General features: G+C 53.5%; 17 protein-coding genes, 1 pseudogene and 1 riboswitch. Of the genes and pseudogenes, 7 read left to right on the plus strand and 11 right to left on the minus strand.

From position 1 onward, the window contains the following. The first annotated feature begins 139 nt into the window (after positions 1-139). Both KRAC_RS05830 and KRAC_RS65405 read left to right on the plus strand, forming a co-directional pair. Complete coding sequence (locus tag KRAC_RS05830; protein ID WP_007905210.1) at positions 140-742, plus strand: LEM-3-like GIY-YIG domain-containing protein; 603 nt, start codon at positions 140-142, stop codon at positions 740-742. Beyond that, positions 732-944, plus strand: coding sequence for a helix-turn-helix domain-containing protein (locus KRAC_RS65405; RefSeq protein ID WP_007905213.1), 213 nt, complete (start codon positions 732-734; stop codon positions 942-944). Before KRAC_RS05830 ends, KRAC_RS65405 begins: the two co-directional genes overlap by 11 nt. 445 nt (positions 945-1389) lie before the next feature. Here the strand turns inward: KRAC_RS65405 and KRAC_RS05840 are convergent, their stop codons facing one another. The 6 genes and pseudogenes from KRAC_RS05840 to KRAC_RS05865 form a co-directional block, all read right to left on the minus strand. Further along, on the minus strand, positions 1390-2694 hold the full coding sequence (locus KRAC_RS05840; RefSeq protein WP_007905214.1) for an MFS transporter: 1305 nt from the start codon (positions 2692-2694) through the stop codon (positions 1390-1392). Positions 2695-2799: 105 nt separating this feature from the next. Then, on the minus strand, positions 2800-3087 hold the full coding sequence (locus KRAC_RS05845) for a MoaD/ThiS family protein (protein WP_007905216.1): 288 nt from the start codon (positions 3085-3087) through the stop codon (positions 2800-2802). Between the two features lie 298 nt (positions 3088-3385). Continuing rightward, positions 3386-4768: a heme ABC transporter ATP-binding protein gene (locus tag KRAC_RS05850; RefSeq protein ID WP_007905218.1), complete on the minus strand. Its 1383-nt coding sequence runs from the start codon at positions 4766-4768 to the stop codon at positions 3386-3388. Continuing rightward, complete coding sequence (locus tag KRAC_RS05855) at positions 4762-5865, minus strand: FecCD family ABC transporter permease (RefSeq protein ID WP_007905223.1); 1104 nt, start codon at positions 5863-5865, stop codon at positions 4762-4764. Before KRAC_RS05855 ends, KRAC_RS05850 begins: the two co-directional genes overlap by 7 nt. 59 nt (positions 5866-5924) lie before the next feature. Further along, a riboswitch (cobalamin riboswitch) is annotated at positions 5925-6044 on the minus strand. Between the two features lie 24 nt (positions 6045-6068). Beyond that, positions 6069-7271: an RNA-guided endonuclease InsQ/TnpB family protein gene (locus KRAC_RS05860; RefSeq protein WP_007905226.1), complete on the minus strand. Its 1203-nt coding sequence runs from the start codon at positions 7269-7271 to the stop codon at positions 6069-6071. A 2-nt stretch (positions 7272-7273) separates the two neighbouring features. After that, positions 7274-7849: pseudogene (locus KRAC_RS05865) on the minus strand (IS607 family transposase). A 435-nt stretch (positions 7850-8284) separates the two neighbouring features. On the opposite strand from KRAC_RS05865, the gene KRAC_RS05870 reads away from it, so the two are divergent. Both KRAC_RS05870 and KRAC_RS05875 read left to right on the plus strand, forming a co-directional pair. Further along, positions 8285-8911, plus strand: a complete 627-nt coding sequence (locus KRAC_RS05870; protein WP_007905228.1) for a flavin reductase family protein — start codon at positions 8285-8287, stop codon at positions 8909-8911. A gap of 34 nt (positions 8912-8945) precedes the next feature. Continuing rightward, complete coding sequence (locus KRAC_RS05875) at positions 8946-9524, plus strand: uracil-DNA glycosylase family protein (protein ID WP_157506327.1); 579 nt, start codon at positions 8946-8948, stop codon at positions 9522-9524. Between the two features lie 112 nt (positions 9525-9636). On the opposite strand, the gene KRAC_RS05880 is transcribed toward KRAC_RS05875, so the two are convergent. From KRAC_RS05880 to recD2, 3 genes are all read right to left on the minus strand, one after another. Beyond that, positions 9637-10032, minus strand: coding sequence for an iron-sulfur cluster assembly scaffold protein (locus KRAC_RS05880; protein WP_007905230.1), 396 nt, complete (start codon positions 10030-10032; stop codon positions 9637-9639). Between the two features lie 184 nt (positions 10033-10216). Beyond that, a complete protein-coding gene (locus KRAC_RS05885; protein ID WP_007905231.1) occupies positions 10217-11098 on the minus strand; it encodes a sulfurtransferase in 882 nt (293 codons plus the stop codon). Positions 11099-11318: 220 nt separating this feature from the next. Next, complete coding sequence (recD2, locus tag KRAC_RS05890) at positions 11319-13634, minus strand: SF1B family DNA helicase RecD2 (protein ID WP_007905232.1); 2316 nt, start codon at positions 13632-13634, stop codon at positions 11319-11321. Positions 13635-13939: 305 nt separating this feature from the next. On the opposite strand from recD2, the gene KRAC_RS05895 reads away from it, so the two are divergent. From KRAC_RS05895 to KRAC_RS05905, 3 genes are all read left to right on the plus strand, one after another. Beyond that, positions 13940-18397, plus strand: coding sequence for a DUF6788 family protein (locus tag KRAC_RS05895; RefSeq protein WP_007905235.1), 4458 nt, complete (start codon positions 13940-13942; stop codon positions 18395-18397). 127 nt (positions 18398-18524) lie between these two features. Beyond that, positions 18525-19217, plus strand: coding sequence for an O-methyltransferase (locus tag KRAC_RS05900; RefSeq protein ID WP_007905237.1), 693 nt, complete (start codon positions 18525-18527; stop codon positions 19215-19217). Positions 19218-19229: 12 nt separating this feature from the next. Further along, positions 19230-20006, plus strand: coding sequence for a PHP domain-containing protein (locus tag KRAC_RS05905; RefSeq protein ID WP_007905239.1), 777 nt, complete (start codon positions 19230-19232; stop codon positions 20004-20006). 16 nt (positions 20007-20022) lie between these two features. Here the strand turns inward: KRAC_RS05905 and KRAC_RS05910 are convergent, their stop codons facing one another. Then, positions 20023-21597, minus strand: coding sequence for a hypothetical protein (locus KRAC_RS05910; protein ID WP_007905241.1), 1575 nt, complete (start codon positions 21595-21597; stop codon positions 20023-20025). 235 nt (positions 21598-21832) lie between these two features. Continuing rightward, a complete protein-coding gene (locus KRAC_RS05915) occupies positions 21833-23368 on the minus strand; it encodes a zinc ribbon domain-containing protein (protein ID WP_007905242.1) in 1536 nt (511 codons plus the stop codon). Positions 23369-23422 lie beyond the last annotated feature (54 nt).

The raw sequence follows: 23422 nt of genomic DNA on the forward strand, positions 1-23422 counted from the left end.
TATACGCGAAGAGAGGCGAATATTCAATACCTAACGATAATTTACCCTGATTTAATTGACAAAATATCGTATGTGTCGTATAATTAATTAGGGCGTGGCGATTGCCCTCATCTTTATGGCTAGCAAGGAGAGGCATTCTATGAAGAAAGATTTCTATGTATACACCCTCGCAAAGCCTGATGGCACAGTGTTCTATGTGGGCAAAGGCACAACAAGGAAAGTCGGAGACAAGGTGTTCGACAGAATTGACGATCACGAAAAAGAGGCACGATTTTCTCTATCTGAAATCAAACGGCGAAGGTTTAATTATGAAAAGTGCAAAACAATTCAAGATATATGGGCGCAGGGAGGTCAGGTTCTCAAGCAGAAGGTATATACTACTGGCGTAGAACTTAATGCCTACATATACGAATGGATTTTAATTCACTTGATCTATGGCATCGACCACCTTACGAATAAGTCGAAGTATGGTATAAATTACAGTTTGCCTGAAACCGATACCCCTGACCATTCTAAAACCTCCACATCATCAGAGGAAATGATCTCACTTGCGAAGGCAGGGAAAATATTAGGAGTCTCAAGCGCAACCGTCCTTAACATAATAAAGGCTGGCAAATTACCTGGATACAGAATAGCATCAGAGGCATGGAGAGTCAGACGGGGTGACGTTGAAGCCTACCTAGAGGCGATTAGGTACAAGCCACACGTACAGGAAACCAGTCATCTGTATTATGGCAAGTGATAATCCTCAGTCAGAGGAAATGGTGTCAACTACACAAGCGGGGAAAATGCTTGGTGTAACATCAAAAACCATTATCCGTATGATAGAGTCTGGACAAATTCCAGGGTATCGCGTAAATTTTGTTTGGAGACTCAAACGTAGTGATATAGAAGCTTATCTTGAGGCTCATAGATATAAGCCGGGTACAAAAGAGGGTAATTAAAAAGACTTAGGGCAGATAAATGGATTTATCTGCCCTAAGTCTTTATTGCGCACTAAACAACGTCTGTAGTACCACAAGCAGTCTGTATGCCTCTTCGCTGTCCAGGCAAGCTGTTTCACTTGCCCTACACCCAGAGGCCGTGTTATACGCGGCGTGGTCTACCCAGGACAATACTCCTCTCACATGTGACCTCTAGGCTATCATCTCTTCAATAACTTAGGAATCATCAAAAGTTACCCGCAGCGTAATTTCTCTCCGCGAGTTAAATCTAGATTGAGAAAACTTCGCATCAAGGCAGGCTATAAAAAGTATAGTCCTTGTTTTTTCGCAAACAATAAAAATAAGGAAGGAAATACTATTAGACATGTGTATGTCGAGAGCAAACCTCCTTCCTCAAGGGCACGCAAGCCTGAACAGACACGAAGGCATGTGCCTGCAAGGATAATCACTCTACTTTGACGCGTAAAAGGGAGGGCACCAGCCAGGCAATTGCCAGCGTTGCCACGATACAGGCCAGACCACCACTTATGACGGAGAGTTGCGGCGAGGCAACACCCGCGACGACGCCCGACTCAAACTGCCCCAACATGGGGCCGCCAATGACAAACATGGCGTTGACCGCGCTGATGCGCCCCCGAAACTCATCCGGTGTTATAAGCTGCACAATTAAGCCGCGCAGAATCATACTGACCATGTCGGCCGCACCAGCACCAGCCAGCAAAAGCGTCGAGAGCCAGAGTGGGCCAGGAGCAAAACCAAACCCGACAATGCAGAGTCCCCAGCCCAGCACCGCGACCACGACGCCTAACCCCTGCCGTGGAATACGGTTGATGATCCCCGTCAGCGGCGTCAGGGCCACCGCGCCAAGCGAGGTCGCCGCTACCAGTACGCCAAGCCCCTGCGCGCCCACATGCAAAATATCGTTGGCATAGACGGGAAGCAGGGCCTTGGGAGAGCCAAAGAACGTGGCAAAGAAATCAATCGAGAGCACGCTTAAAATAATGGGATGGGCGCGCAAGAACTGTATCCCATCGCCAAGCGCCTTCCAGCCAGATTGAGGACGCTTCTCCACGGCCACGCGTGGAATATGCATGAGAAGCAAAGTGCCAATCACCACAAAGTACGTGGCAACATCTAGCCAATACGTAGCCACAACGCCCAGCCAGCCTATGACATAGCCACCAAAGGCGGAACCAATGACAAAGGTAAGCTGCATCATGACCGAGTTGAGCGAGACTGCGCTGGCGATCTGTTCACGAGGCACAAGCGTTGGTACCACCGCCTGACGAGCGGGAAATTCGAAGGCTGAGACCGAGGCCGAGATGAGGACAATCACATAGACCAGGTAGACATTGATGCCCCCCGAGAGCGTAAACAGCGCCAGGAGCGTTGACATACCGGCCATACTTATTTCAATTACCAGCAGCATCTTCCGACGATCAATGATGTCAGCCAGCACACCTCCCACCAGCGAAAAGAGTAAGCGAGGAATCGCTTGTAGTAAGCCAATAATACCAAGCGCAATCGCGGAGTGCGTCAACAGATACACCTGCCAGGAAACGGCCACAATCTGCATCTGTGTGCCCGCAGCGGAAATAAGTTGTCCCCAAAACAGTAAGGCATAGTTACGATTGCGTAGCACACTCCAATGACTGGGGGGCTTTGAAGGGGGTAAAGCAACACCGCGGGTCGTTATCTCAGCTTCTACAGCGACCCGCGCCAGCGATTCCTGATATCCATCCTTTTTCATGCATCAATCCCAAATGAACAAAAATCTGCATAGAACAAATACTTTCTACAGAGTATATCATGCTCATCTGGAAGAGAATGGACCCAAAGGCGTCCCAGAGCTTTTTTAGGCGCCAAACGTGGGTAGGACAATAACTTCCTGGCCCGGTTTCAAGGAGATTTGCTGGTTACCAGTATCGCGGATCACTTCGTTGTTGACAAAAATAGTAACGTGCTGCTTCACCTGTCCCTGCTCTGTACACAAACACTCCCAAATACTTGGATGGTGCTGCTTAAGCTGCGCTAATAGCTCTTCGAAGGTGCTCGCTTGCAGGGCAATCTGACTCTTCCCACCACTATAGGCGCTCAAGGTAGATGGTAGGCGCAACGTGACCGTTCTTTGTTCTTCAGCCATACATATATATCCTTGTTTTTGACCTTATTTCTGGCGACGAGGTAGCGAGACAACCCATAGCGCTTATGAAGTACTTGCACGAAGAGCGGCCGGCCCATTCAACAGGGCGAAGTACCTCAATAAAGCCGATTGTCCTTTGACACATGCTCACTTTTGGAAAAACTTACAGCAAGTATAGGGGGAGAAGGCATGAAATGCAAGGGGGGGCGCATATAACATGCTGGAGGGTGTCTCTCTACTTTCGTAAAGAGAGACACCCTCCAGCAATCTATTCTACGACCACAGAATAAGGTTCTCCCTACAACGCAGCCGAGTCGGCCGCATCTGTAAACACCTCACCGGCCAGGTGCTGGCGTAACCACTCCAACACATCCTGTACGGTAGGAAGTGTAACCGCGCCCAGGCGCTTGAGTTCTTCAAGCAGCATAGCTCCCTGGCCCCCTGTATAGTCACGCGCCGCCCATGATGGTGAGTGTTCATCTCCAGGAGTAGGAGACACGCAAACGCTCTCCTGGGACTCTGGCGCCTCTAGCAACAGCACCGGAATACCGCTCTGGGCTGCCACCACAGCTTCTTGCACTAAAGCCAGGTTTCCTGGGCCAATCGGCACGGGGCAGAGTATCAGCAACGCGACACGCTGCAACGCGCGACGGACCCGTTGAAGCGACGCTTCAGATATTGGTGCGTAAGGTTGCTCGGTCACGACTTCGTCAGCCAGGCGCAGCGCAAGGGTATGATCACTATCGCCGACATTTAATGCGCCCGCGCTGAAGGCGTAGCCTTCGTCAGCGAGGGCACGCATCAGCACCTCGCCTGATCCACCTCCGGCGATGACATGGATCCGGGAGTTGACCTCCTTCTGCGGATCTCTGGGTTCCTCACCTGGCGGCAGAACGCTCAGATGGACGGAACCGCGCATAATCCCAACCTGCACGGCAACACCATAGACCTTCTTGAGCAGGGCAGGTGCCAGTACCTCCGCTGGAGAGCCATCGGCAACGATTCCACGTTGAAAGAGCAGCAAGCGTGGGAAATAGCGCGCCGCCAGGTTCAGGTCATGGATGGCTGCAATCACTGTCACTCCACGCTGCTGGTGCAACCGCTGCACCAGTTCTAAGGTCTCAATCTGGTACCTGATATCCAGGTGCGCCGTTGGCTCATCGAGCAATAAGACAGATGGCTGCTGAGCCAGGGCCATGGCGATCATCACCCGTTGTCGCTCACCTCCGCTAAGCTCATTAAAAACGCGCTGTGCCAGATCTCCAATGCCTGCGGTCTCCATTGCCTCCTGCACGATTGTCTCATCCTCTTTGGTGGAGGAGGCAAAGAACGTGGATTGAAAAGGGGTACGTCCCATGTTTACCATATGCTCAACGGTAAAGGCAAAGGGCATCTGCAAGTCTTGAGGTACCACTGCCACGCGGCGCGCGACCTCTCGCCGTCCCCAGGTATGCACAGCTCGCCCCTGGAGGAGAACATCTCCACGCTGTGGGCGCAAGACACCGCTGAGTAAGCGCAACAAAGTAGTTTTGCCGGCACCGTTAGGACCTAAAAGAGCAATCATCTCTCCCGAAGAAGCCGCAAGGGAGACATCATATAACAACGCCTGCTCGCTATAGCCAAAGGAGACATGGCGCGCCTCAAGGAGCGGTTGCTGGTGTCCATTCTCTAACGCTACCATTGATACTCCCTCCTCCGCCTGCGCAACAGGAACAGGAAAAACGGAGCACCAACCAGGGCGGTAAAGACGCCCACAGGGAGCACGGTCGGAGCTATCAGAGTCCGCGCCAGCAAATCCGCGATTACAAGAAAGATCGCGCCCCCCAGCGCTGAGGCGGGCAGCAAAACGCGATGCCGTGGACCAAGTAATAAGCGCATGACATGCGGAGTAACCAGCCCCACAAAGCCAATCAGGCCGCTAATAGAGACCGCGGCAGCGGTAATCAGTGAAGCCAGCATAACCAGGAGAAATTTGTAGCCTTCGACATGCAGGCCCAGGAAGGCCGCGCTCTCCTCCCCAAGCGCAAAAACATCCAGCACACGCGTCAGGCGTGAGGCCACAAGTAACCCGATGAGGACCAGCAGCCCCACCAGCAGAACTTGCCACCAGCCAGTGACCGCGATCCCGCCCGAGAGCCAGTTAAACAGCGATTGCAAGGAGAAGTCATTGCGCGGAAAGAGCGTCAGAAGCAAGGTCTGCAACGCCACCATCACCGAATTAACGACGACACCCGCCAGCAGCAACGTCACTACAGGGGTCCGCCCGCCCACGCGCGCGATACTATAGACAAATAGCACCGTCGCAAGCGCCCCTATAAACGCCAGGATAGCCGTGAGGGGAAAGAAGGTATCATAGAGCGCCGCGACCGGCAAGACAAAGGAGATGGTCGCCCCCAGGGCCGCGCCCGACGAGGTGCCGATAAGAAAGGGGTCCGCCAGGGGATTACGCAAGAGCCCCTGAAAAAGGACGCCTGCGACCGCGAGCGCAGCTCCCACTAGGGCCGCGCCCACTACCACGGGCATACGCAACTGCCAGATAATAATTTCGACGCTGGGGTCCCAGGTGGGCTGAAAATGAAATAGACCCGTTCCATTCATGATCACCTGTGCAATTGTAACGAGGGGAATAGGTGTCGAGCCAAGGCTGACCGCTAGCAACATGACAGCTAGCAAAAGGACGATAAGCAGGCCATAGACGACTACCGATGACCTGCGATGCCCTACAGGAGGCGGCATAGGCAGGCTCTCTTTAGGAGAGACAGGGAATAGCGTTTTCATGAGATCCTTTTTTACACGCGAAGGAACCTCTCTGTCCTGGTCGAATACAGGTATCCTGGCTCCTGGCTTATAGCGCGGCTCTACCTGCCTTCCCATCAGCAAGACAGTGGCATACCTCTTACGAAGAGGGGAGAGCAACTCACCAGTTACAGTAGCGCGACTGCGACGGTTTCACAGTTCACCCAAACAATGACAAGCATTGCTCAGTATGTGGGAGCACCCACGGGACGGACTGCCACGCCCTCTATCCCTTGCCCGAAGGAGTCAGGGATTGCTTTTCGGATAATGTTGAGGCTGCCATTGACATCAGCATTGATGCGCTTCCCAGAACTGGCACGGAATAACCCTCGCTTGATTCGCTTCCCTCGATAACGATTCTGGTGACAGATGGGTTCTCGATCAAGAAAGCTACATTTGCTGGTGTGGCTTTCTTCCTGAAGGATGACTCTGATTCCGACCAAGTCGGCTTTGTAAGTAAGCATATCGATGAAGCGGGCAAAGGGGATTTGCACAAACTGCTGATTGGTTCTCCGCCCCATGTTCGCTTCTTGCTTCCACCCATCATTTTTGCCAATCACTAGCGTTCCAATACCTTCCATGACCAACCGTTCAATGATGCGATGGCTCTGGGTGTGTAGGTAGTGATCGATTTTGCACGTACGTTTGTTCGTCAGGCATTCTAAACGAGGAGAGGTAAAGCGCTCATGCTTGCCCAGATGGCTTTGGAGTCGTGAGCGTTCTTTATTGTACCATTGGTTGATGCTCTTGAGGGGACGCCCGTTAACAAGTACAGGCTCAAAGCCTGTTTTGTTTGAAGTTAGCATCGCCAGATTGTTCAACCCAATGTCAATACCAGCCACAAGCAAAGGATCAACTGCTGCTTGTTTGGGTTCTTGTTCGTAAACCACCTCCACCACATAGAAGCCATGTCTAGGGACAATGCGTACCTGCTTCACCACTGCCTGTTTGGTAGGAATTTCAATGCCCAATTGCGAGGGCGCAATCACTGCTTTCTTGAGCGCTTTTTTTGAGAGGGCCTGCCTATCGTAGATGAGGATATTACGCCCTTTGTGCTTGTCTTTGTACTTAGGAAGTTTGGGGCGACCTAAAAACTTGGATGGGTCTTCAAACCACGCTGCAAGCCCTTTGCGAAACGCCTTCCAGTTCTTCTCAAGCAGCCGAAGCACATCATTGCTCACTTTACGGGGTAAGGCTTGGTAGGCATCAGTGTGCTTCACTACCTGATAGACCTCTACATAGTCCAGGTACGCGCCCGTCTGGATGAACGCTTGGCGCATGTGATAATTTGCCAGATTATACAGGTTTTTAGAGGCAAAGGAAGCTGCGTCGAGAGCAGCATAGCGCGCATCACCTTGATGGATGAAATGACGTTCGACCAGTTGCATCCTTACTCTTCCTTTGCTTCCAATTCCTTGACGATCTTTTCTGTCTTGCGCTTAGCACGTCGTTGTTCATACATTCGAGCACAGAAGCTATAAAAAATGCTGCGCAAGTCTTGTATCAAATCTTCTTTGTCGTCATCAGCCAGATTGACAATTTCAACACAACGGCCTTGAGCTTCTAATAACGTGAGAATATAGTTGGCCCCAAAGCGAGTCAGCCGGTCCTTATGCTCTACCACAATGCGCGTGACGCTTGTATCTTTGAGTAAACTCAAGAGCTTCGGGCGGCTATCATTGACACCGGATGCAATCTCTTTCACGACGAGAGCAACCTGATAGCCTTTCGCCCGGCAGTAAAGCTACAATCGCTCAACTTGGCGTTCTAAGTTCTCCTTGTGCTCCTGAGAGGAAACGCGAGCATAAATGGCAATCTTTTGAGGAGGAAGCAAAGAAGCTTCCCCTTCAGTGACAATAATGGTTCCTGAAGGAGCCTGATACCCTTTGATTTGTCCGGCCTGCCACCAACGAAATGCCGTTCGGTAACTAATGCCTTGCTGCTTCGCGTATTGACTTAACTTCATAGAAAGATTTTAGCATAGATGACGTTATTTGTCAACATATGACAGTGTTTCTTGCAAACGTTTTCAACACCATCTTCCCTGCGCATTGCTGCCTGCTTCAATAAGCACACGCCCTTTCACAGCACAACAACACATCTCGACAAGAACTACGAAAGTACCAGGTTTGATACGAATAATTAAGTATAGGCAATCATTTTTACCTGTGTCAATGCATGAGGTCTCATGCCCGGAAGTAACATGGGGGCCTGAACTTAGGTACAGTTGACAAGAATCAGGGCAGGCAGGATACTACAACTAGTCAGAAGTAGCCATCCTGGCAGCTGGGAGCAGCGTCATCGCTTTCATGATAGGGAAGAAGAGCGCCACTACACCCGCGTTCAATGAAGAGCCAGCAGGCATGCTTAGCACATATATATGCTTTATGAGGATAGGTTAATGGCATTAGAAAAAATTTTTTTTAGACAGGTAATGGGTCGCTTTGCCACTGGCGTTACCGTCGTAACGACGCGTCATCAAGAGGTTCTGGGCGGCTTAACCGTGAACGCATTCTGCTCCGTCTCGCTTGAGCCACCCCTGATTCTGATTTGTGTGGATCTCAAAAGTCAAACACTCCCCCTGATTCGCGATAGCAAAATCTTCGCTGTCAACATGCTGACGCAGCAGCAAGAAGAGCTTTCCAACTGCTTTGCCACCTCAAGTCCAGAACGTTTTGACTTTTTCTGCAACGCGACGCATCATACCGCGGTAACAGGTGCACCTATTCTCGACAAAACGCTGGCCTTCATTGATGCACGCGTCGTCGCGGAATACCCTGGCGGTGATCACAGCATTTTTCTGGGACAGGTCGCGGCAATGGGAACGGCCGAGCGCACACTCTTCGTGGAGGATGGCTTTGACCAGCACTATGATGCAGCTATAGCTAATGGCCAGAATGGCTCTAGCCAGCATGCAGATCCATCTCCACTGCTCTATTATCAAGGGCAATATCGCCATCTTGGAAATCTACAACGCAAGCCAACACTAACCACGACCGGGACCGCCCATGAAGATGGATCCAACTAATACATCACATTCCAGGCAAGAGGACCTCCAGGTCTTGCAAACACAGATCAAGGCCTGTCGACGCTGCCAGGAGGCAGGCTATATTCCCTGCGCCCAACCTATCGTCAGCGGTCGGATAGCCGACCAGGTCTTCGTCATTGGACAGGCTCCTGGACACCGCTCAGTCGCAAATAATAAACCCTGGAGCGGTCCGGCGGGTCTTCTCCTCCAACGCTGGCTGGAGCAAGCAGGCTTCCCCGCGGGCTATCTCTATGAGCATGCGTATTTGAGTTCGCTCACACACTGCGATCCAGGGAAAAATCCCCGTGGCAATGGCGACCGCAAGCCCTCGCGCCAGGAAACTGAGCTCTGTCGCCCCTTTCTTGACGCCGAACTGCGCCTCGTTCAGCCACGCGTCGTGCTCCTGGTGGGAACCATGGCGATTGAAACTTTTTTTGGAAAAACAAGGCTCGAAGATTTGATTGGCACCTATACCGAGCGCGATGGCACCCTCTTCCTACCCCTCCCTCATCCCTCGGGCGTGAGCCGCTGGCTCAACGATCTCCAGCATCAACAGCTCCTCCAACAGGCACTGCAGTTGCTTGCACAATGGCGTATAGCGTATGAGCTATAAGATAACGCAAAAAGGCACGACTCAACCACATGCGCCATCCGCCCGCCCCTCCTCAGTGAATCGTGCCCTTTTTGATTATGCTTCTTGCTTGTAGCAGTGCGCTGCAAGCAGGCTACTCTTTCGCCCGCTCGCGCATATGATACTCATGCACGCCCTTCTTGAGCGTTCCTAGCGCCAGAGTGGCACAGGTCGGGCGCGTCATGACCAGTTCGCGCCCAAGCTGATCCATCAGGTCCTCAAAACTGAGGGCCTCAATCTCATCAGGGGTTAGCCCCTCAACCAGCTCAGTGACATAGGAGGCTGCGGCCCGACTGATGGTGCAACCCTCGCCCTCCCAGCCAATATCCTCCAGCTTGCCATCCTGCCCAAAACGAGCTTGCATAGTGATCACGTCAGCACAACCAGGATTACCACCGCTCAGGCTAACATCTGGTTGCTCTACAACATGATTGTGGCGCGGATTTTCGTAGTGATCAAGCAGAAACTCAATCGCCTCTTGACGATCCATGTAGGGGCCTCCTTGGGACTGAAACAGGCTCTTATGTTCGCCTGCTCCTTGCATCTATCTTGTAACGCAAAGAGCAGCGATACCTGCCTTTGGGGGAGAAGCACATCTCTCCACACTTCGCTGGCTATCGCTACTCCCTGTACATAATTTATGGCTTATACCTTCTTGTTATCGGCTTACTGCTCTATTTCTCGATAGGAGAGCGCACCAGGTTTCCCCACTCGGTCCAGGAACCATCATAGTTGCGCACACGAGGATAGCCCAGCAACCTGGTCAGCACGAACCAGGTATAGGCGGAGCGCTCGCCGATGCGGCAGTAAGTCACGACCTCGGCATCGGGTGTGACATCCTTGCTGCCATAAATCTGGCGCAGCTCCTCGGCTGATTTAAAGGTGCCATCGGCGTTGGCTGCTGTGCCCCAGGGAATGCTCTTCGCGCCAGGGATATGTCCACCACGCTGCGCGCCCTCCTGGGGATAGTTGACCATGTGAATAAGCTCGCCTGTGTACTCCTGTGGCGAACGCACATCCACCAGGCGGCGTCCAGGATTTTTGAGGCCAGCCAGTACATCTTCGCGATAGGCACGAAGTGACTCATCCGCAGGCTGCGCATGATAAGTTGAAGGAGTTATCTGCGGCACCGCTTTGGTCAGGGGACGCTTCTCGGCCTCCCACTTTGTGCGACCACCGTTCATGATCTTCATCTTCGTATGCCCATACATCGAGAAGAGCCAGAACGAATAGCAGGCATACCAGTTGTTCTTGTCACCATACAGCACAATCGTGGTATCGTTGGTAATGCCCCAGCGGCTCATCAAGCGCTCAAAGTCCTGCTGATCAACAAAATCGCGCGCGAGCCTATCTTGCACATCCACATGCCAGTCAAGCTTTACCGCCCCTGGAATGTGACCAATCTCGTACAACAAGACATCTTCATCAGCCTCGATAATGCGAATCGAGTCATCCTCTAGATGCTCAGCAACCCAACTTGTCTCAACCAATACCTCTGGATGCGCGTACCCGGAGGCCGCATTTACAGCCGCAGTAGTCTGTTCTGTTCCTGACATATGTCAAACCCTTCCTCAAAATACCTATAAAATCTATAGCAAACGCTTCAAACTTCCTCTCAGAAACCCTGAGCGCGGAGCGCTAGCCACGAGAGTGGCGCGTGCCCCCGAATGGGGGTTGGTTTCTGCATGAGAATACAATGGTTGCCATAGGGTGAAACGTCTCAAAGCATTCCCGATAACGTCCGTACGTTACCAGGGATAACAAAATGGACACTCGTTATATTCTACTATCCAACTCGGAATTAAACAAGTCGTTATGTGTACCCCGGAAGAGATGCTCAAGACGTTCGGCCAGGGCGGTGTTTCGTAGTGCCACCCGGTCGTTACGGACCGCCATCTCCAGCGCCTGCGGCTGCCCTATGATGACACAAAAGCGCTTGGCACGTGTGATCGCTGTATAGAGCAAATTTCGCTGGAGCAGCATACGATGCTCACGATAGAGCGGCAAAATCACCACGGGATACTCACTCCCCTGACTCTTATGCACGGTCACGGCGTAGGCCAGCACCACTTCGTCCAACTCATGAAAAGCATAGCTGACAAAAAGTGGTCCTGCCTCTTCTACAAACTCAACTTTGACCGTGGAGTTCTCCTTATCGATGGCACGTATCCAGCCCACGTCGCCATTGAAAACGCCCTTATCATAGTCATTACGCGTCTGCATGACCTTGTCACCAATACGAAAGACGCGGTCTCCCCATTCAACCTGGACATGCGTGTTGAGATTTAGGCTCTCCTGGAGCTTCTCGTTGAGCAAGGTGACGCCCATGGCCCCTTTGTACATGGGAGAGAGCACCTGGATATCTGTCAGGGAGTGAAAGTTATAGCGCGCAGGCAAACGGCGCTTCACCAGGTCAATCAGTAGGTGCTGACCACGCACCGGGTCCTCCTCGTGCATGAAGAAGAAATCGCTATGTGGCTCGACCTTAAGCGAGGGAATCTGCCCATTGTTGATCTGGTGAGCGCTCACAATGATCTGGCTTTGCTGGGCCTGGCGAAAGAGTTCCGTCAGGCGCACCACGGGAATAGCCTCGCTTTTGAGCAGGTCGCGCAACACGTTCCCTGGTCCCACGGATGGCAACTGGTCCGCGTCACCAACAAGCAAGAGGTGGGCGTTGCGAGGCAGGGCTTTGAGAAGATGGTAGAACAGCAAGATATCGACCATGGAGAACTCATCGACGATCACAAATTGATGTGGCAGGGGATGGTCTTCGTTGCGCTGATAGCTATTATCATGCGGGGTATATTCCAGCAGGCGATGCAGCGTTTTGGCCTCAAGACCTGTGCCCTGGGTGCCAGTCGCCTCGCTCAAGCGCTTGGCGGCCCGGCCCGTGGGTGCCGCCAGAGCCACATCAACTTTTCGATTGCGGAGCAGCATCAGCAGCGCCCGCATAGAGGTTGACTTGCCAGTACCAGGGCCACCGGTCAGAATGGAGACCTTCTGCGTATAGGCCTGCTGCACCGCCTGGCGTTGCGTATCCGTTAAGAGCATATTGCGTCGCTGCAGAAGCAACTGGAAGACGTTCTCCCAGAGTTGCTGGGAGACCGGTGGCAGGTGACTGGGAGCCTGCATCTGAAACTTCAATAGGCGCGCCGAGCCATTTTCAGCATACCAGAAGGGCGCGTAATAGACGTGAGCCTGGGAGGCTGGTGACTCTTCAAGCAGGCTCTCATGGATTGTTGAGTGCTTCGCGGCTTGAAGATCCTGGTGCGCTGGTTCAAGAAAGAGATTCTTGTCGTCGCGCGAGGCTTGTAAGGCCTGGTCAAGCGTTTCTGGCGCGATACGCAACTCATCGGAGGCACGCAACAGCAAATCACGCTCGGTCAGGAAACAGTGTCCATCCTCATTGGCCGCCTGGGCCAGCACATATTTCAGGCCCGAGGCGAGGCGCGCAACACTATCAGCAGGTAACCCTAGTTTCAGGGCGATCTCGTCAGCCGTGCGAAACCCGATGCCATACACATCTTCAGACAACTGGTAGGGATTCTCGCGAATTACTTGAATCGCTTCGCGACCATATTGCTTATACACACGCGTTGCCAGATTGATGGAGACCTCGTGCGACTGCAAAAAGAGGTGCAGCTCCTTGATCTCGCTCTGCTCCAGCCAGGTATGGATAATCTGATTGCGGTCACGCAGGCTCAAACCCTTCACCTCGCCGAGACGCTCTGGCTGCTGCTCAAGGATGGCCAGTGTCTGCTCACCAAAGTGATCAACAATCAAGCCCGCCTTCTTTGGCCCGATGCCCTTGACCAGGCCCGAACTCAGGTAGCGAAGAATGCCCTCGGGCGATGAGGGGAGACGCTGAGTAAAGTTCGTTACACGCAGTTGGCGCCCATAGCGCGGATCGTGCTCCCACTCACCCTCAAGCGATAACAACTCGCCAACATGTACGCCAGGCAAGACGCCCACAATGGTTGTCAAATCGTCCCGAAATAATTTGTTGCTGTTGAGACGAAAACGCGCCACCATATAGTGGTTATCTTCGTTACGAAAGACGATATTTTCTACAGATCCTTCAAGCGTTGCCATACAAACCTATTCCACATTGCCCGCCGGTTTGCGGTATCTAGAGTAAGCAATCAATGCAAACATCCTTCTCTTTCTACACCCCTATCTTAGCACAGGGGAAGGAGATCTGTATTAGCATTTATATACTGCTAACAAAAGCGTCATTTATGCCTATACGCATTGTTGCTATATTTACCTACGCTGTTGTGAGAAAGAATGACTTAGGATATAATAGCTAATACATCGCTTACCCGCAGCGACACACCTGTCCTTGTATTGCATCACTCTACTTGCCATTACGGCAGATCGCAAGTGAACAGTTTGTTATGAGTGGAAAACCCAGCGGAAAAGTGACATATCGTCAACAGTACACGCGGTGTGGAAAAGAACGCTGCCGGAAATGCCGAGAAGGTGTAGGTCACGGCCCCTACTGGTATGCCTACTGGAGTGAAAAAGGGCGTACAGTTAGCCGCTATATTGGCGCGATACTGCCACCAGAGATCGCATTAGAGCTTGCACATGCAAAGGACGCTCCACTAGAGACCCCTGCTCTTCCCTCTTCCTCAGATCAATCCCAGGCAGAACCAGTTCTTCGGGTATATCTGCTTGGGCAGTATCGCATCATGCGTAAACAAGGTGACGCCTGGGAACCAGTGGAGAGCCGTACCTGGCATCGTAAACGCGCACGCTCCCTACTAGGCTATCTGCTGAGCACCCCGGGTCGTAGAATGCATCGCGAACAGATCAGGTATCATCTCTGGCCTGACCTTGAAGCTGAGATTGCTGCGAATCGCCTCAATGGTGCCGTTCATGAGCTACGCCAGATATTGGAGCCTGACCTGGAGCGCCCCGCCACTTCGCGTATGCTCCGCCTCGAACGCGACATTTTAGAGCTTGCCGATAGCTCACGCATCTGGGTTGATGCCGAAGCCTTTGAGCAGCGCGTCAAGGAGGCCAGCGCAGCCACAAACCAGGATATAGCTCTGCAATGGCTAGAAGAGGCCGCAAACCTCTATGCAGGGAGCTATTTACTGGAAGAACTCTATTCCGAGTGGGCCACGCCACGGCGGGATGCTTTACAGCGTACCTGGGTAGGTATGTTGCTACGCCTGGCTCAACTCTATATCGCAGAAGAAAAACCCATCAACGCCATTGAGGCGCTGGACCGTTTACGCACCGTCGAACCGACCAATGAGATCGCGCTCCAACGCCTGATGATCTTGCTTACACATATGGATCGCCGTGGGGAGGCGCTACAAGCCTATATTCAGCACGTTAAGTTATTAGAAAATGAATATGAGGGCGAGCCACTCTCTGAGACCACAGAGCTCTATGAAGCCCTTCTCAAGGGGCAAGTTCCTCTTCTTGCTGAGAGCACCCCTTCCGCCATGCCTGCGGTACCTGCTTCCCCTACACCAGGCATACCCAGGCCAGAGGCAGCTCTCCAGCAAGAGCCTGCCATTATGGCCCATGCACTCCATACGCTCACAGCTACCTCGACCTTACATTTCACGCGCCCATCCTTCCAGCTGAGCCGCCACAATCGAAGTCCCTTAATTGGCCGTGGACACGAACAGGAGATACTGCGCAACGTTATGCACGCCATTACAAGCGCAGAACCGCAGTTAGTCTTCGTAGAGACATCCCCCCTTCCTCTCGCACAGACTCAACCACTACGACGTGTCCCACATTTCCTCATGCTTCAAGGCGAGGCTGGCATTGGGAAGACACGTCTGGCAGAGGAGCTAAGCCTGGAAGCCTACACCCAGGGCTGGACCGTCGCCTGGAGCCGCTCCTTTGAACAAGAAATTACGATTCCCTATCGCCCTTGGATCGAGTTGCTCCGCACACTCCTGCAAAGCATTCCAGAGCTTGCTCCCATCTATGCAGATTCCCCCTATCACACACTATCACCAGCAACCTCAGAGCCTCTCAAACTCTCATTACGCCTGGAACAACTCAGCACACTCCTGCCTGAGCTTTCACAGATTACGCATCTCACCAATCCCAGTCCGCCACCCTCGGCTATTTCACTTGAACAGGATCGCCTGCACCTGTGGGAATCCACCTTGCACCTCCTTGAGAGCTTAAGCCAGGTGGCACCGCTCCTCCTGGTCCTGGATGATCTTCACTGGGCGGACGATAGTAGCCTGGACCTGCTCACGTATCTTATTCATCACTTCCGCCAACAGCATATCCTCGTCATCGCCACCTGTCGCGATAAAGAACTCACCGCCCAGCATAAAATTCGGACGATGAATGCGGACCTCTGCCGGGAACAGGCCCTGGTCAATCTCCCGGTTGCCCCACTCTCTAGCGACCAGATCGGAACTCTTGTCTCCTACCTACCTCGTGACCTGGTACATACGATTCAACAGCAGGCAGCCGGCAATCCCTTTTTCGCCGAGGAGCTTGCTCGCTTCGTAGCTATTCCCATAAGCAAACACGCCCTCTCAGGATCACCAGACGCCCTCCTCAAAGGGACTTCCTTGCAGCCTACGCTGCAACAGGGCATCAGAGGAGAGCTCGCTAGCTCAGCCCTACCCGAGGGCATCTCTGCCGTCCTTGAACGCCGCCTCCATAGGCTAAGCACCAACTGCCGTTCACTGCTTAACAGGGCCGCTGTGCTTGGTGGCTCCTTTGAGCTGAATCTGCTGCTACCAATGGCAAGCGAGCACAGTGAGGACATGATTCTAGATCTCCTCGACGAGGCATTGCAGGCGGGACTGTTGACAGAAGAGGGGAATGGGGCGCATATTACTTATCACTTCTGGCATCCGCTTATCATCAGTCATCTCTATGAGCGCCTCTCAGCGGCGCGGCGAGCGCAGTTTCATCGGCGCGCGGTTGAAGCGATTAAGAGCGCCAATAGTATGACCCCCCAGGAGAAGTTGGCGGCCGATATTCTCTACCATCTTATACGAGGTGGCGGCGAGACCCGGCAGGTTAGCCATTATGCTGAGTTAGCTGGCCATCACGCCTATGCCCTGGCAGCCTATCCCGAGGCGCAAAACTTTTATCGCCAGGTTCTCTATGCTATTGCCTATATGCCTATTCATGAGGCCGAGACCGAAGACATTGAGCATCAGATAGGCCATATCGCCTCGCGCACTCTGGAGAAAGCGGTTGAAGACCCGCTCCGTGTGTGCCGCGTCCTTGAGCGTATCGCCGAGTGCAACCTGGTTTTAGGGAATTATGAGATCGCACGAGCATGCTATGATAGCATGCTCTCGATCCGCACCGATTATAGTTTTATGCAACGTGCCTATCCCTCCCATATGTCACAAGCAGACCAGGCCTACCAGGAAGCTCAGATTCGCGCCCTCCTCTGGCGTATGATCGGCTATACCTGGTCATCCTCCGGAAATTATCGCCTGGCCCAGGAGTGCTTTATTCGGGGACGCGTTGTAATGCAAGAAGCAGGCATCATTAGCGGAATAACCTGGGCAAGTCTTCAATCGCAGTACGCGGCCCTGCTACGCTTACTCGGACATTTTGAGGAAGCCCTGCGCTTACTACAAGAAGCCCTGGAGATTCTCTCAGCAGCGATTCCGCTGGCGGGGCAGAGACAGCATGATGACTACTGGCTGCCTGGCATCTATCAATACTCGTCATCTACATCCTCCGAAGCGCTACAGGCATTGCGGCCACAAACACGCATTGAACGTGCACTAAGCGGTGATCCAGTAGAGCTGGGTTACGTTTATGAGCGGCTGGGTACCGTCGAAATATGCATGGGAGATACTCAGGAGAGCCTGCGCCACCTGTTTCAATCGCTTGAGATTTTTGAGCAAGCCGGGCTGGTCTCCCACCAGACCGTCACCTGCAACAATATTGGCGCCGTCTATATGCTCAGGCGCGAGCATAAGGAAGCGCGGAAGTACTTGCGACGCGCGGTTGAGCTGGCCGAACGCATTGAAGAGCTGCCCATCGTCGCCCTGGGCCTGGGCAACCTTGGCGAGCTTTCACATCAGAATGGAGACCTGCTGGAGGCCGAGCAGTTGCTGCTCCGATGTCTCGCCACATGCGAGCAAGTCAAGAACGACGATAACCTCAGCTGGTTTACGCTTGAGATGGCAGGCATTCAGATCGATAAAGGGGACCTGGATAGGGCACGTACCTATCTGCTACAAGCGCTGCGTATCAGTCGTGGCATCAAAAGTACACGTAACGCTCGCTATGCGCTCCTCAAGCTAGGCGAACTGCGCCTACACCAGGCCAACGCCTTTCACCCAGGGCAGCCACAACCACCCTCTACGCCACAGCAACAACGCCTGCTACGCCAGGTATCCCAGACACTACAGCGCGCGGTCACCCCCCAGAATCAAGAGGAGATCGAATGTGAAATGCTTCTGGAGGGTAACTTTCTCCTGGCAAAGCTGCACTTCGTGCGTGGCGATCTGGCCACAGCCACCCGGCTAGCACACTCAATATTAGAACAGGCCCAGGATAATCAGATCCAGACCGCTCTTGAGCGTGCCTACTGCCTGCTTGGACAGATCGAGAGTATGCACCAGAATTATGTCCAGAGTGATCACTACTTTGCACAAGCGCTACAACTCTGTCAGGAGCATCAGCTACGCCTGGACTATGCCCGAACTCTGGCCAGCCACGGCTTCTCACTGCTCCAACGTCCCTCTCAGCCAGGCCTGACCCAGAGCACAACAGAGCAGGCATTGGCCGCTCTTCACCAGGCCCGAGACCTCTTTGCCAGCAGCCATGCCACGCGTGACCTTTTCACAATCGAGCACCTACTAACGTCTCTAGAGTATACGCACTTATAACACCCCAGCCAGCCTTTCGACCTCCCACCCCGGGCAAACGCGTCCATGTGATATAACGATAGCGTGCATTAACATATGCACCTCTTCTCGCCCAGTAGCTATTTCATGAAAAGGATTTTTACACCCAATGCAACAAGAAACTGAACTCCAGCAACAGGCTCGTATACGACATGAAGTCGAAGAAAATCTTGTTCAACTCTTCGCGATCGAGGACGAGGCGCTGCGCACAACCATCACCGCAGCCAGGAAGGCAGGATTACCAGCCATTCAGATTAATCCGCTCCAAGGCAAGCTCCTCCAGGTTTTAGCAGCAGCCTGCAACGCTCAGAAAATTCTGGAAATTGGTTCCCTGGCTGGTTACAGCGGCATCTGGCTGGCGCGAGCACTTCCTCCAACTGGTCGCCTGATTACATTGGAAGTCAGTCCTGCACATGCTGAGGTAGTTCAGCGCTCGTTTGAACAAGCAGGAGTTGCCGACCGAGCCGAGGTACGCGTTGGCAGCGCCCATGAATCGCTGCCCCAACTGGTAGATGAGGCCCCTTTTGACCTGGTCTTCATTGACGCAGACAAACCCTCCTATCCACACTACCTGGACTGGGCCATTCGCCTCAGTCGCCCTGGAAGCATCATCGTTGCCGATAATTGCATACGCGCGGGGCAAGCCCTCAGCGAAAGCGCGCTTGACGACCAGGGAGTAGCGGGTCTTTACCAGTATAATCTTCAAACACTCAAGCATCCACGCCTGCGCGCTATCGCGCTTGCCATGGATGAGGACTACACAGATGGACTCAATATCGCTGTTGTGCTGCCTGAGGCATAAGAGGAGGTTTGCATGAGTATCGCCAGCGATTTTCATAACCATATTGTGCGTAGCTCAGCGCAACAGATGGTTGAGGCAGCCAGAAACAAAGACATACGCGTTCTGGGACTCTCAGAGCATGTCTTCCAGATGCGCGAAGCCCATCCCCATCTGCTGCATATGCCTCTGGAAGGGCCGATACTCGCCTATGCAGACTATGTAGAGGAGGTCCAGGCTGCCGGAAAAAACAGGGATGTCGAGGTACGCCTGGGTCTGGAGGTCGATTTTATCCCCGAGCAGAACGAGGTTATCCAGAGCACCCTTCAGGGCTTGCCCTGGGATTTTCTCATTGGTTCAGTCCATGAAGTCGATGGAGTCCTCTTTGAGAGCCTTCACGACCTCGAACGTGCCGAGGGAGAGCGTCTCTGGTCCAGGTACTATACCTTGCTGCGCGCCGCTGTCCGAAGTGGCTATTTCAGTGTCGTCAGCCATCCCGTGCGTATGCGCTCCACCAATCCCTATCTGCCCGCCAACCTGGACGAAGAGCTGGAGCAGCTGGCCGCTGACGCAGCAGAGTATGATGTCGCGCTCGAAGTCAATGGCTATGATACCCTGACCTACATCAATCTTGTCCGCCGCCTGGCGCGGGCCTGCGCGAACCATCATACCGCCATCAGCGTTGGCTCTGACGCGCACAATCCTACGCAGGTCACGCAGGCACATCACTATATAGAGCCGCTCTTACGCGAAGCCGGGATCACCTCCATCCGTACCTGGCGCCAGCGCGTTCCAGAAGAGATGGCATTCTAAGGGGCAGAATGCAACCTCATGGCTGCATTTTGCTCCAGCCCAGCCAGGTGGAAGACACTGTGGAGGTGTTGGCCTGTTGCGACCACGGGAACACTTCCTGCGCCCCGCCAGTGGTAAGATCGCTTAGCCAGTAACGCTGTGTGTTACTGGCATACTGGCCGCCTGTGAGAAGATAATGCGCATAGGGGGAGAGAAGCACATTTTCGAATGGAATAGCATTGGCCCCTGGAGCGACATTCTGGATGCGCGCCTTCACCTGCTGAGTAACAACGTCAATTTTGACCAGTTGCCATTGCCCCTGAATATTGCGTATGGTCATAGGAGCATTATCCTGGTCGAAGCCCACCAACCCCTGGTCCTGTGAAAAGAGATAACTGCTTCCACCATCAATTCCCACGGCATATATGCCAACCCGGCCAGCAGATCCCGACGTGTAGTAAATAGCCTGACCATCTGGTCGGAGCCAGAATTGCGCCCGCGCCGCTGTTGATTGCGTCACCACCTGTTGCGCGCCGCTCACCAGGTCAATGCGCTTGAGTTGCGTACTCCCTCCCTGCACCAGGGAGAAGTACAGATTATCTTGATAGTAGAAAAGCAAACGTGTAGCGCTAATGCTGTAAGGCAGGTGTTCGACTTTGTTGTGAGCAACATCGACACGCATCAGAGAGTGAGGCGTCATAGCGAAAAGGTAGCGATCATCCGTCGACCAGACCGCGTTATACTCACCACCACTACTGCGCCGCCCTCCCTCAAGCCGATAGGCCTGGCCCGTCAAGAGGCGATAGACAGTATATTGCCCATCATAGCAATGATAAAGCATATTCTTGCCGCTATGCGCGATTGCGTCCGCCTGAGCGTTATCGCAGCTCGTGCTCGTTATTACACGCTGTTTGCCACTGAGTGGGTCGAAGACCACAATCTGCTGCTTCCCACTCTGTGCTACGAGTGCGACAGCCGAAGACCAGTCGCTGGAAAAGCTCAAGTTGGGTGCGGGAGCGGGTGGCAATACCACACCATTGTCTGCGGTTTGAGTAGCGGATGAGGTATTGGATGTAGTCTGGAGCATTCCCGTACGCAGCCAGGCCAGGCGGCTAAAGAGACCAAAGGAAAGAATAATCACCGCGGCAACCGCAACCAGGGCTAATCCTTTGTTGAAGGATCGATGCCTGGAAGGAGCAGGAAAGGGGAGATCAGAGACAGTAGGCTCCGCAGACTTCGCTGACAGTACATGAGGAGGCTGAAGTATTGGAGCGCCCTTCGCCTGCTGGCGTGACTCGGCACGCACGGCCTGGAGAATGTTATCAACCGTTGAGGGGACTTCTTGCTCCGCGCGCGCTAAATATTCGCGCAACATACCTCGCCCAAGCTCACGCGTACGCCGGGCCTGCTTAAGGGTTTCGCGACAGGAGGCACAATGAGGAAGATGCGCGCGAAGATGCTGCAGAAGTTGTGCATCTACATCGCCATCATGTACCAATTCAAATTCAGAGATCCACTCTCCATCTAAAACATCCGCCAGGCGCTCGCAGTCCTTACTCCAGGGGCAAGGCACCTGATTCCCATCCACAACACTGGGCCTACCGTCCTTCATGATTTCCTTCCTGATCGAGACCAGCATTTCCCAATCACACTAGCTATCCGTGGGACTTGCACCCTGATTTCATATCTCTCGTGATTAGGATCACTCTCTCTATACACTACTGCTACTATCCCTAATTGGCGTAATGCTCTACGCTTTTCTTTATAGTGACACTCCGCATCGGCAAAAGCCGAGCAGCTTCTGACACTGTGCCGTAGTCGGGTTCATGAGACAGGTGGCGTAGCCACTACTCAAAGTGAACCCGTAGTTGGGACGCAATATCTGGGAGAGGCGCACCCATCCGGCGCTTTCTCCCTTGGGCGGTGCCATGCCCGTTGGTCTGATCTCCGCGCCTGGCCGCAGGGAGAGATGGTCCCATCTGGCGTTTGGCATCCTGGGAGGTCCCAACACCTGTCTCTTTCGAGACTCTGCTTGCACATCGCACAGCAGGAGGAGGCTTTTCTTTCTGAGGTTCTTGCATACGTTCGATCAAGCGTTGTCCGATTCTCAAACTGGCATTGCGGTCGGCATGATCGCGCATCTGGCATTGTGGGCAGAGACAGAGCGCGGCGCCGGGGGTGTAGCCTTCCACAGGGTGTCCCTGGTTATAGCGAACGACAGCAGCGTGACAGCGATGGCATTCTCTGCTCGTATTGCGAGGATTCACACGGCAGGTGATGATGCCGCCTGCATGCCAGGCTTTGTACGTTGCGTAGCGGAACATGCGCCCTTTCATCCAGTAGGCGCGTTTGGTATTGCTCCGGCGCGAATACGTGCCCTTCTCCGGTTGCAGGTTGCCCAGATGTTCAAAAACCAGGATGCTCGCCTTGTGCTCGCTCGCGAACTGGACAATGCGAGCGCTCACCTGGTGCGCGATCTGTTCGTCAACGTGCCTGATCTTCGCCCAGAGATCGGCATTGTCCTGTTCGTTCTCGGCAATGATGCCAGTCTGTGATCGGTTGCGTGCAATGCGTCCAAGCAGTTGCTTCCTACAGCCCGATACCGCTGTGCCATTTCCGATGAAGGAAGTAGCCAGGATGGTGCCGTCAACTGTCTGGACGCTGCACACAGCGAGATGCTTGTCGAGATTGAGATCCACCGCGCAGAGACGCGTCTGGGCGGTGGTGAGTTGCTCTCCGCTCTTTGCGGGAGCCTCGAAGGTCTTCTCAATGGGAGTATGTAACCACCAGCGATCCCCCTTGCGAACAAGCTGTGGACTGCCCATCGCGTACCCATCGGGGAGATCGCGACCGAGGAGGTGTACTTTGAGCCAGGACCAGCACGAGCCGGTCCAGACCTTGAGCACGATACAATGCGTATGACGCTCACGCCAAAGGCTTGCGTAGAAGGGAACCGACTTGTTCCATGATCGGGGTGGGACTGGTGGTCGCTCCTTGAATGGCTTCTTCTTCCCTCCTGATCTCGTCTGTTTGGCTTCGTGTTTCTCCTTACGTGCTCGCCATGTTTTGAGGGAGGAGGAAAATGCGCGGGCCGAACCAAGGGCCGCATTGATGGCGGCCCGTCTGAACATCGCCGGGATATCTGGCGCGAGATCGGTGAGTGGCATGATCGGATGGGGGTTCGCACCCGTTCCATGGGTGAGTTTCTCCAGGGCCGTGAGGGCCTCCTTATTTTTGAGGGCCAGAAGACCTTCGTGTGCCTGAATACAGTCGAAATAAAAGGCCACGACGCGATTGAAGAGGACCTGGTTTGCCGCGAAGTAGGCAGCATACTGCGGCGGATGGTGCAACGCCTGCCTGATGGCTTTCGTGGCTTTTGCCATTTTCAGTACCTCCTCTCACAAAATATATGCTATCTCTCGTAGAGAATACTCTGC

This window comes from Ktedonobacter racemifer DSM 44963 (genome assembly GCF_000178855.1).
Taxonomy (GTDB): domain Bacteria; phylum Chloroflexota; class Ktedonobacteria; order Ktedonobacterales; family Ktedonobacteraceae; genus Ktedonobacter; species Ktedonobacter racemifer.

Excerpts from the sequence above, each read along its gene's own strand:
- KRAC_RS05905 (WP_007905239.1), top strand. The coding sequence starts at position 19,230 with ATGAGTATCGCCAGCGATTTTCATAACCATATTGTGCGTAGCTCAGCG.
- recD2 (WP_007905232.1), bottom strand. The coding sequence starts at position 13,634 with ATGGCAACGCTTGAAGGATCTGTAGAAAATATCGTCTTTCGTAACGAA.
- KRAC_RS05840 (WP_007905214.1), bottom strand. The coding sequence starts at position 2,694 with ATGAAAAAGGATGGATATCAGGAATCGCTGGCGCGGGTCGCTGTAGAA.
- KRAC_RS05915 (WP_007905242.1), bottom strand. The coding sequence starts at position 23,368 with ATGGCAAAAGCCACGAAAGCCATCAGGCAGGCGTTGCACCATCCGCCG.
- KRAC_RS05880 (WP_007905230.1), bottom strand. The coding sequence starts at position 10,032 with ATGGATCGTCAAGAGGCGATTGAGTTTCTGCTTGATCACTACGAAAAT.
- KRAC_RS05845 (WP_007905216.1), bottom strand. The coding sequence starts at position 3,087 with ATGGCTGAAGAACAAAGAACGGTCACGTTGCGCCTACCATCTACCTTG.
- KRAC_RS05855 (WP_007905223.1), bottom strand. The coding sequence starts at position 5,865 with ATGAAAACGCTATTCCCTGTCTCTCCTAAAGAGAGCCTGCCTATGCCG.
- KRAC_RS65405 (WP_007905213.1), top strand. The coding sequence starts at position 732 with ATGGCAAGTGATAATCCTCAGTCAGAGGAAATGGTGTCAACTACACAA.
- KRAC_RS05870 (WP_007905228.1), top strand. The coding sequence starts at position 8,285 with ATGGCATTAGAAAAAATTTTTTTTAGACAGGTAATGGGTCGCTTTGCC.
- KRAC_RS05830 (WP_007905210.1), top strand. The coding sequence starts at position 140 with ATGAAGAAAGATTTCTATGTATACACCCTCGCAAAGCCTGATGGCACA.
- KRAC_RS05895 (WP_007905235.1), top strand. The coding sequence starts at position 13,940 with ATGAGTGGAAAACCCAGCGGAAAAGTGACATATCGTCAACAGTACACG.
- KRAC_RS05885 (WP_007905231.1), bottom strand. The coding sequence starts at position 11,098 with ATGTCAGGAACAGAACAGACTACTGCGGCTGTAAATGCGGCCTCCGGG.
- KRAC_RS05910 (WP_007905241.1), bottom strand. The coding sequence starts at position 21,597 with ATGAAGGACGGTAGGCCCAGTGTTGTGGATGGGAATCAGGTGCCTTGC.
- KRAC_RS05860 (WP_007905226.1), bottom strand. The coding sequence starts at position 7,271 with ATGCAACTGGTCGAACGTCATTTCATCCATCAAGGTGATGCGCGCTAT.
- KRAC_RS05900 (WP_007905237.1), top strand. The coding sequence starts at position 18,525 with ATGCAACAAGAAACTGAACTCCAGCAACAGGCTCGTATACGACATGAA.
- KRAC_RS05850 (WP_007905218.1), bottom strand. The coding sequence starts at position 4,768 with ATGGTAGCGTTAGAGAATGGACACCAGCAACCGCTCCTTGAGGCGCGC.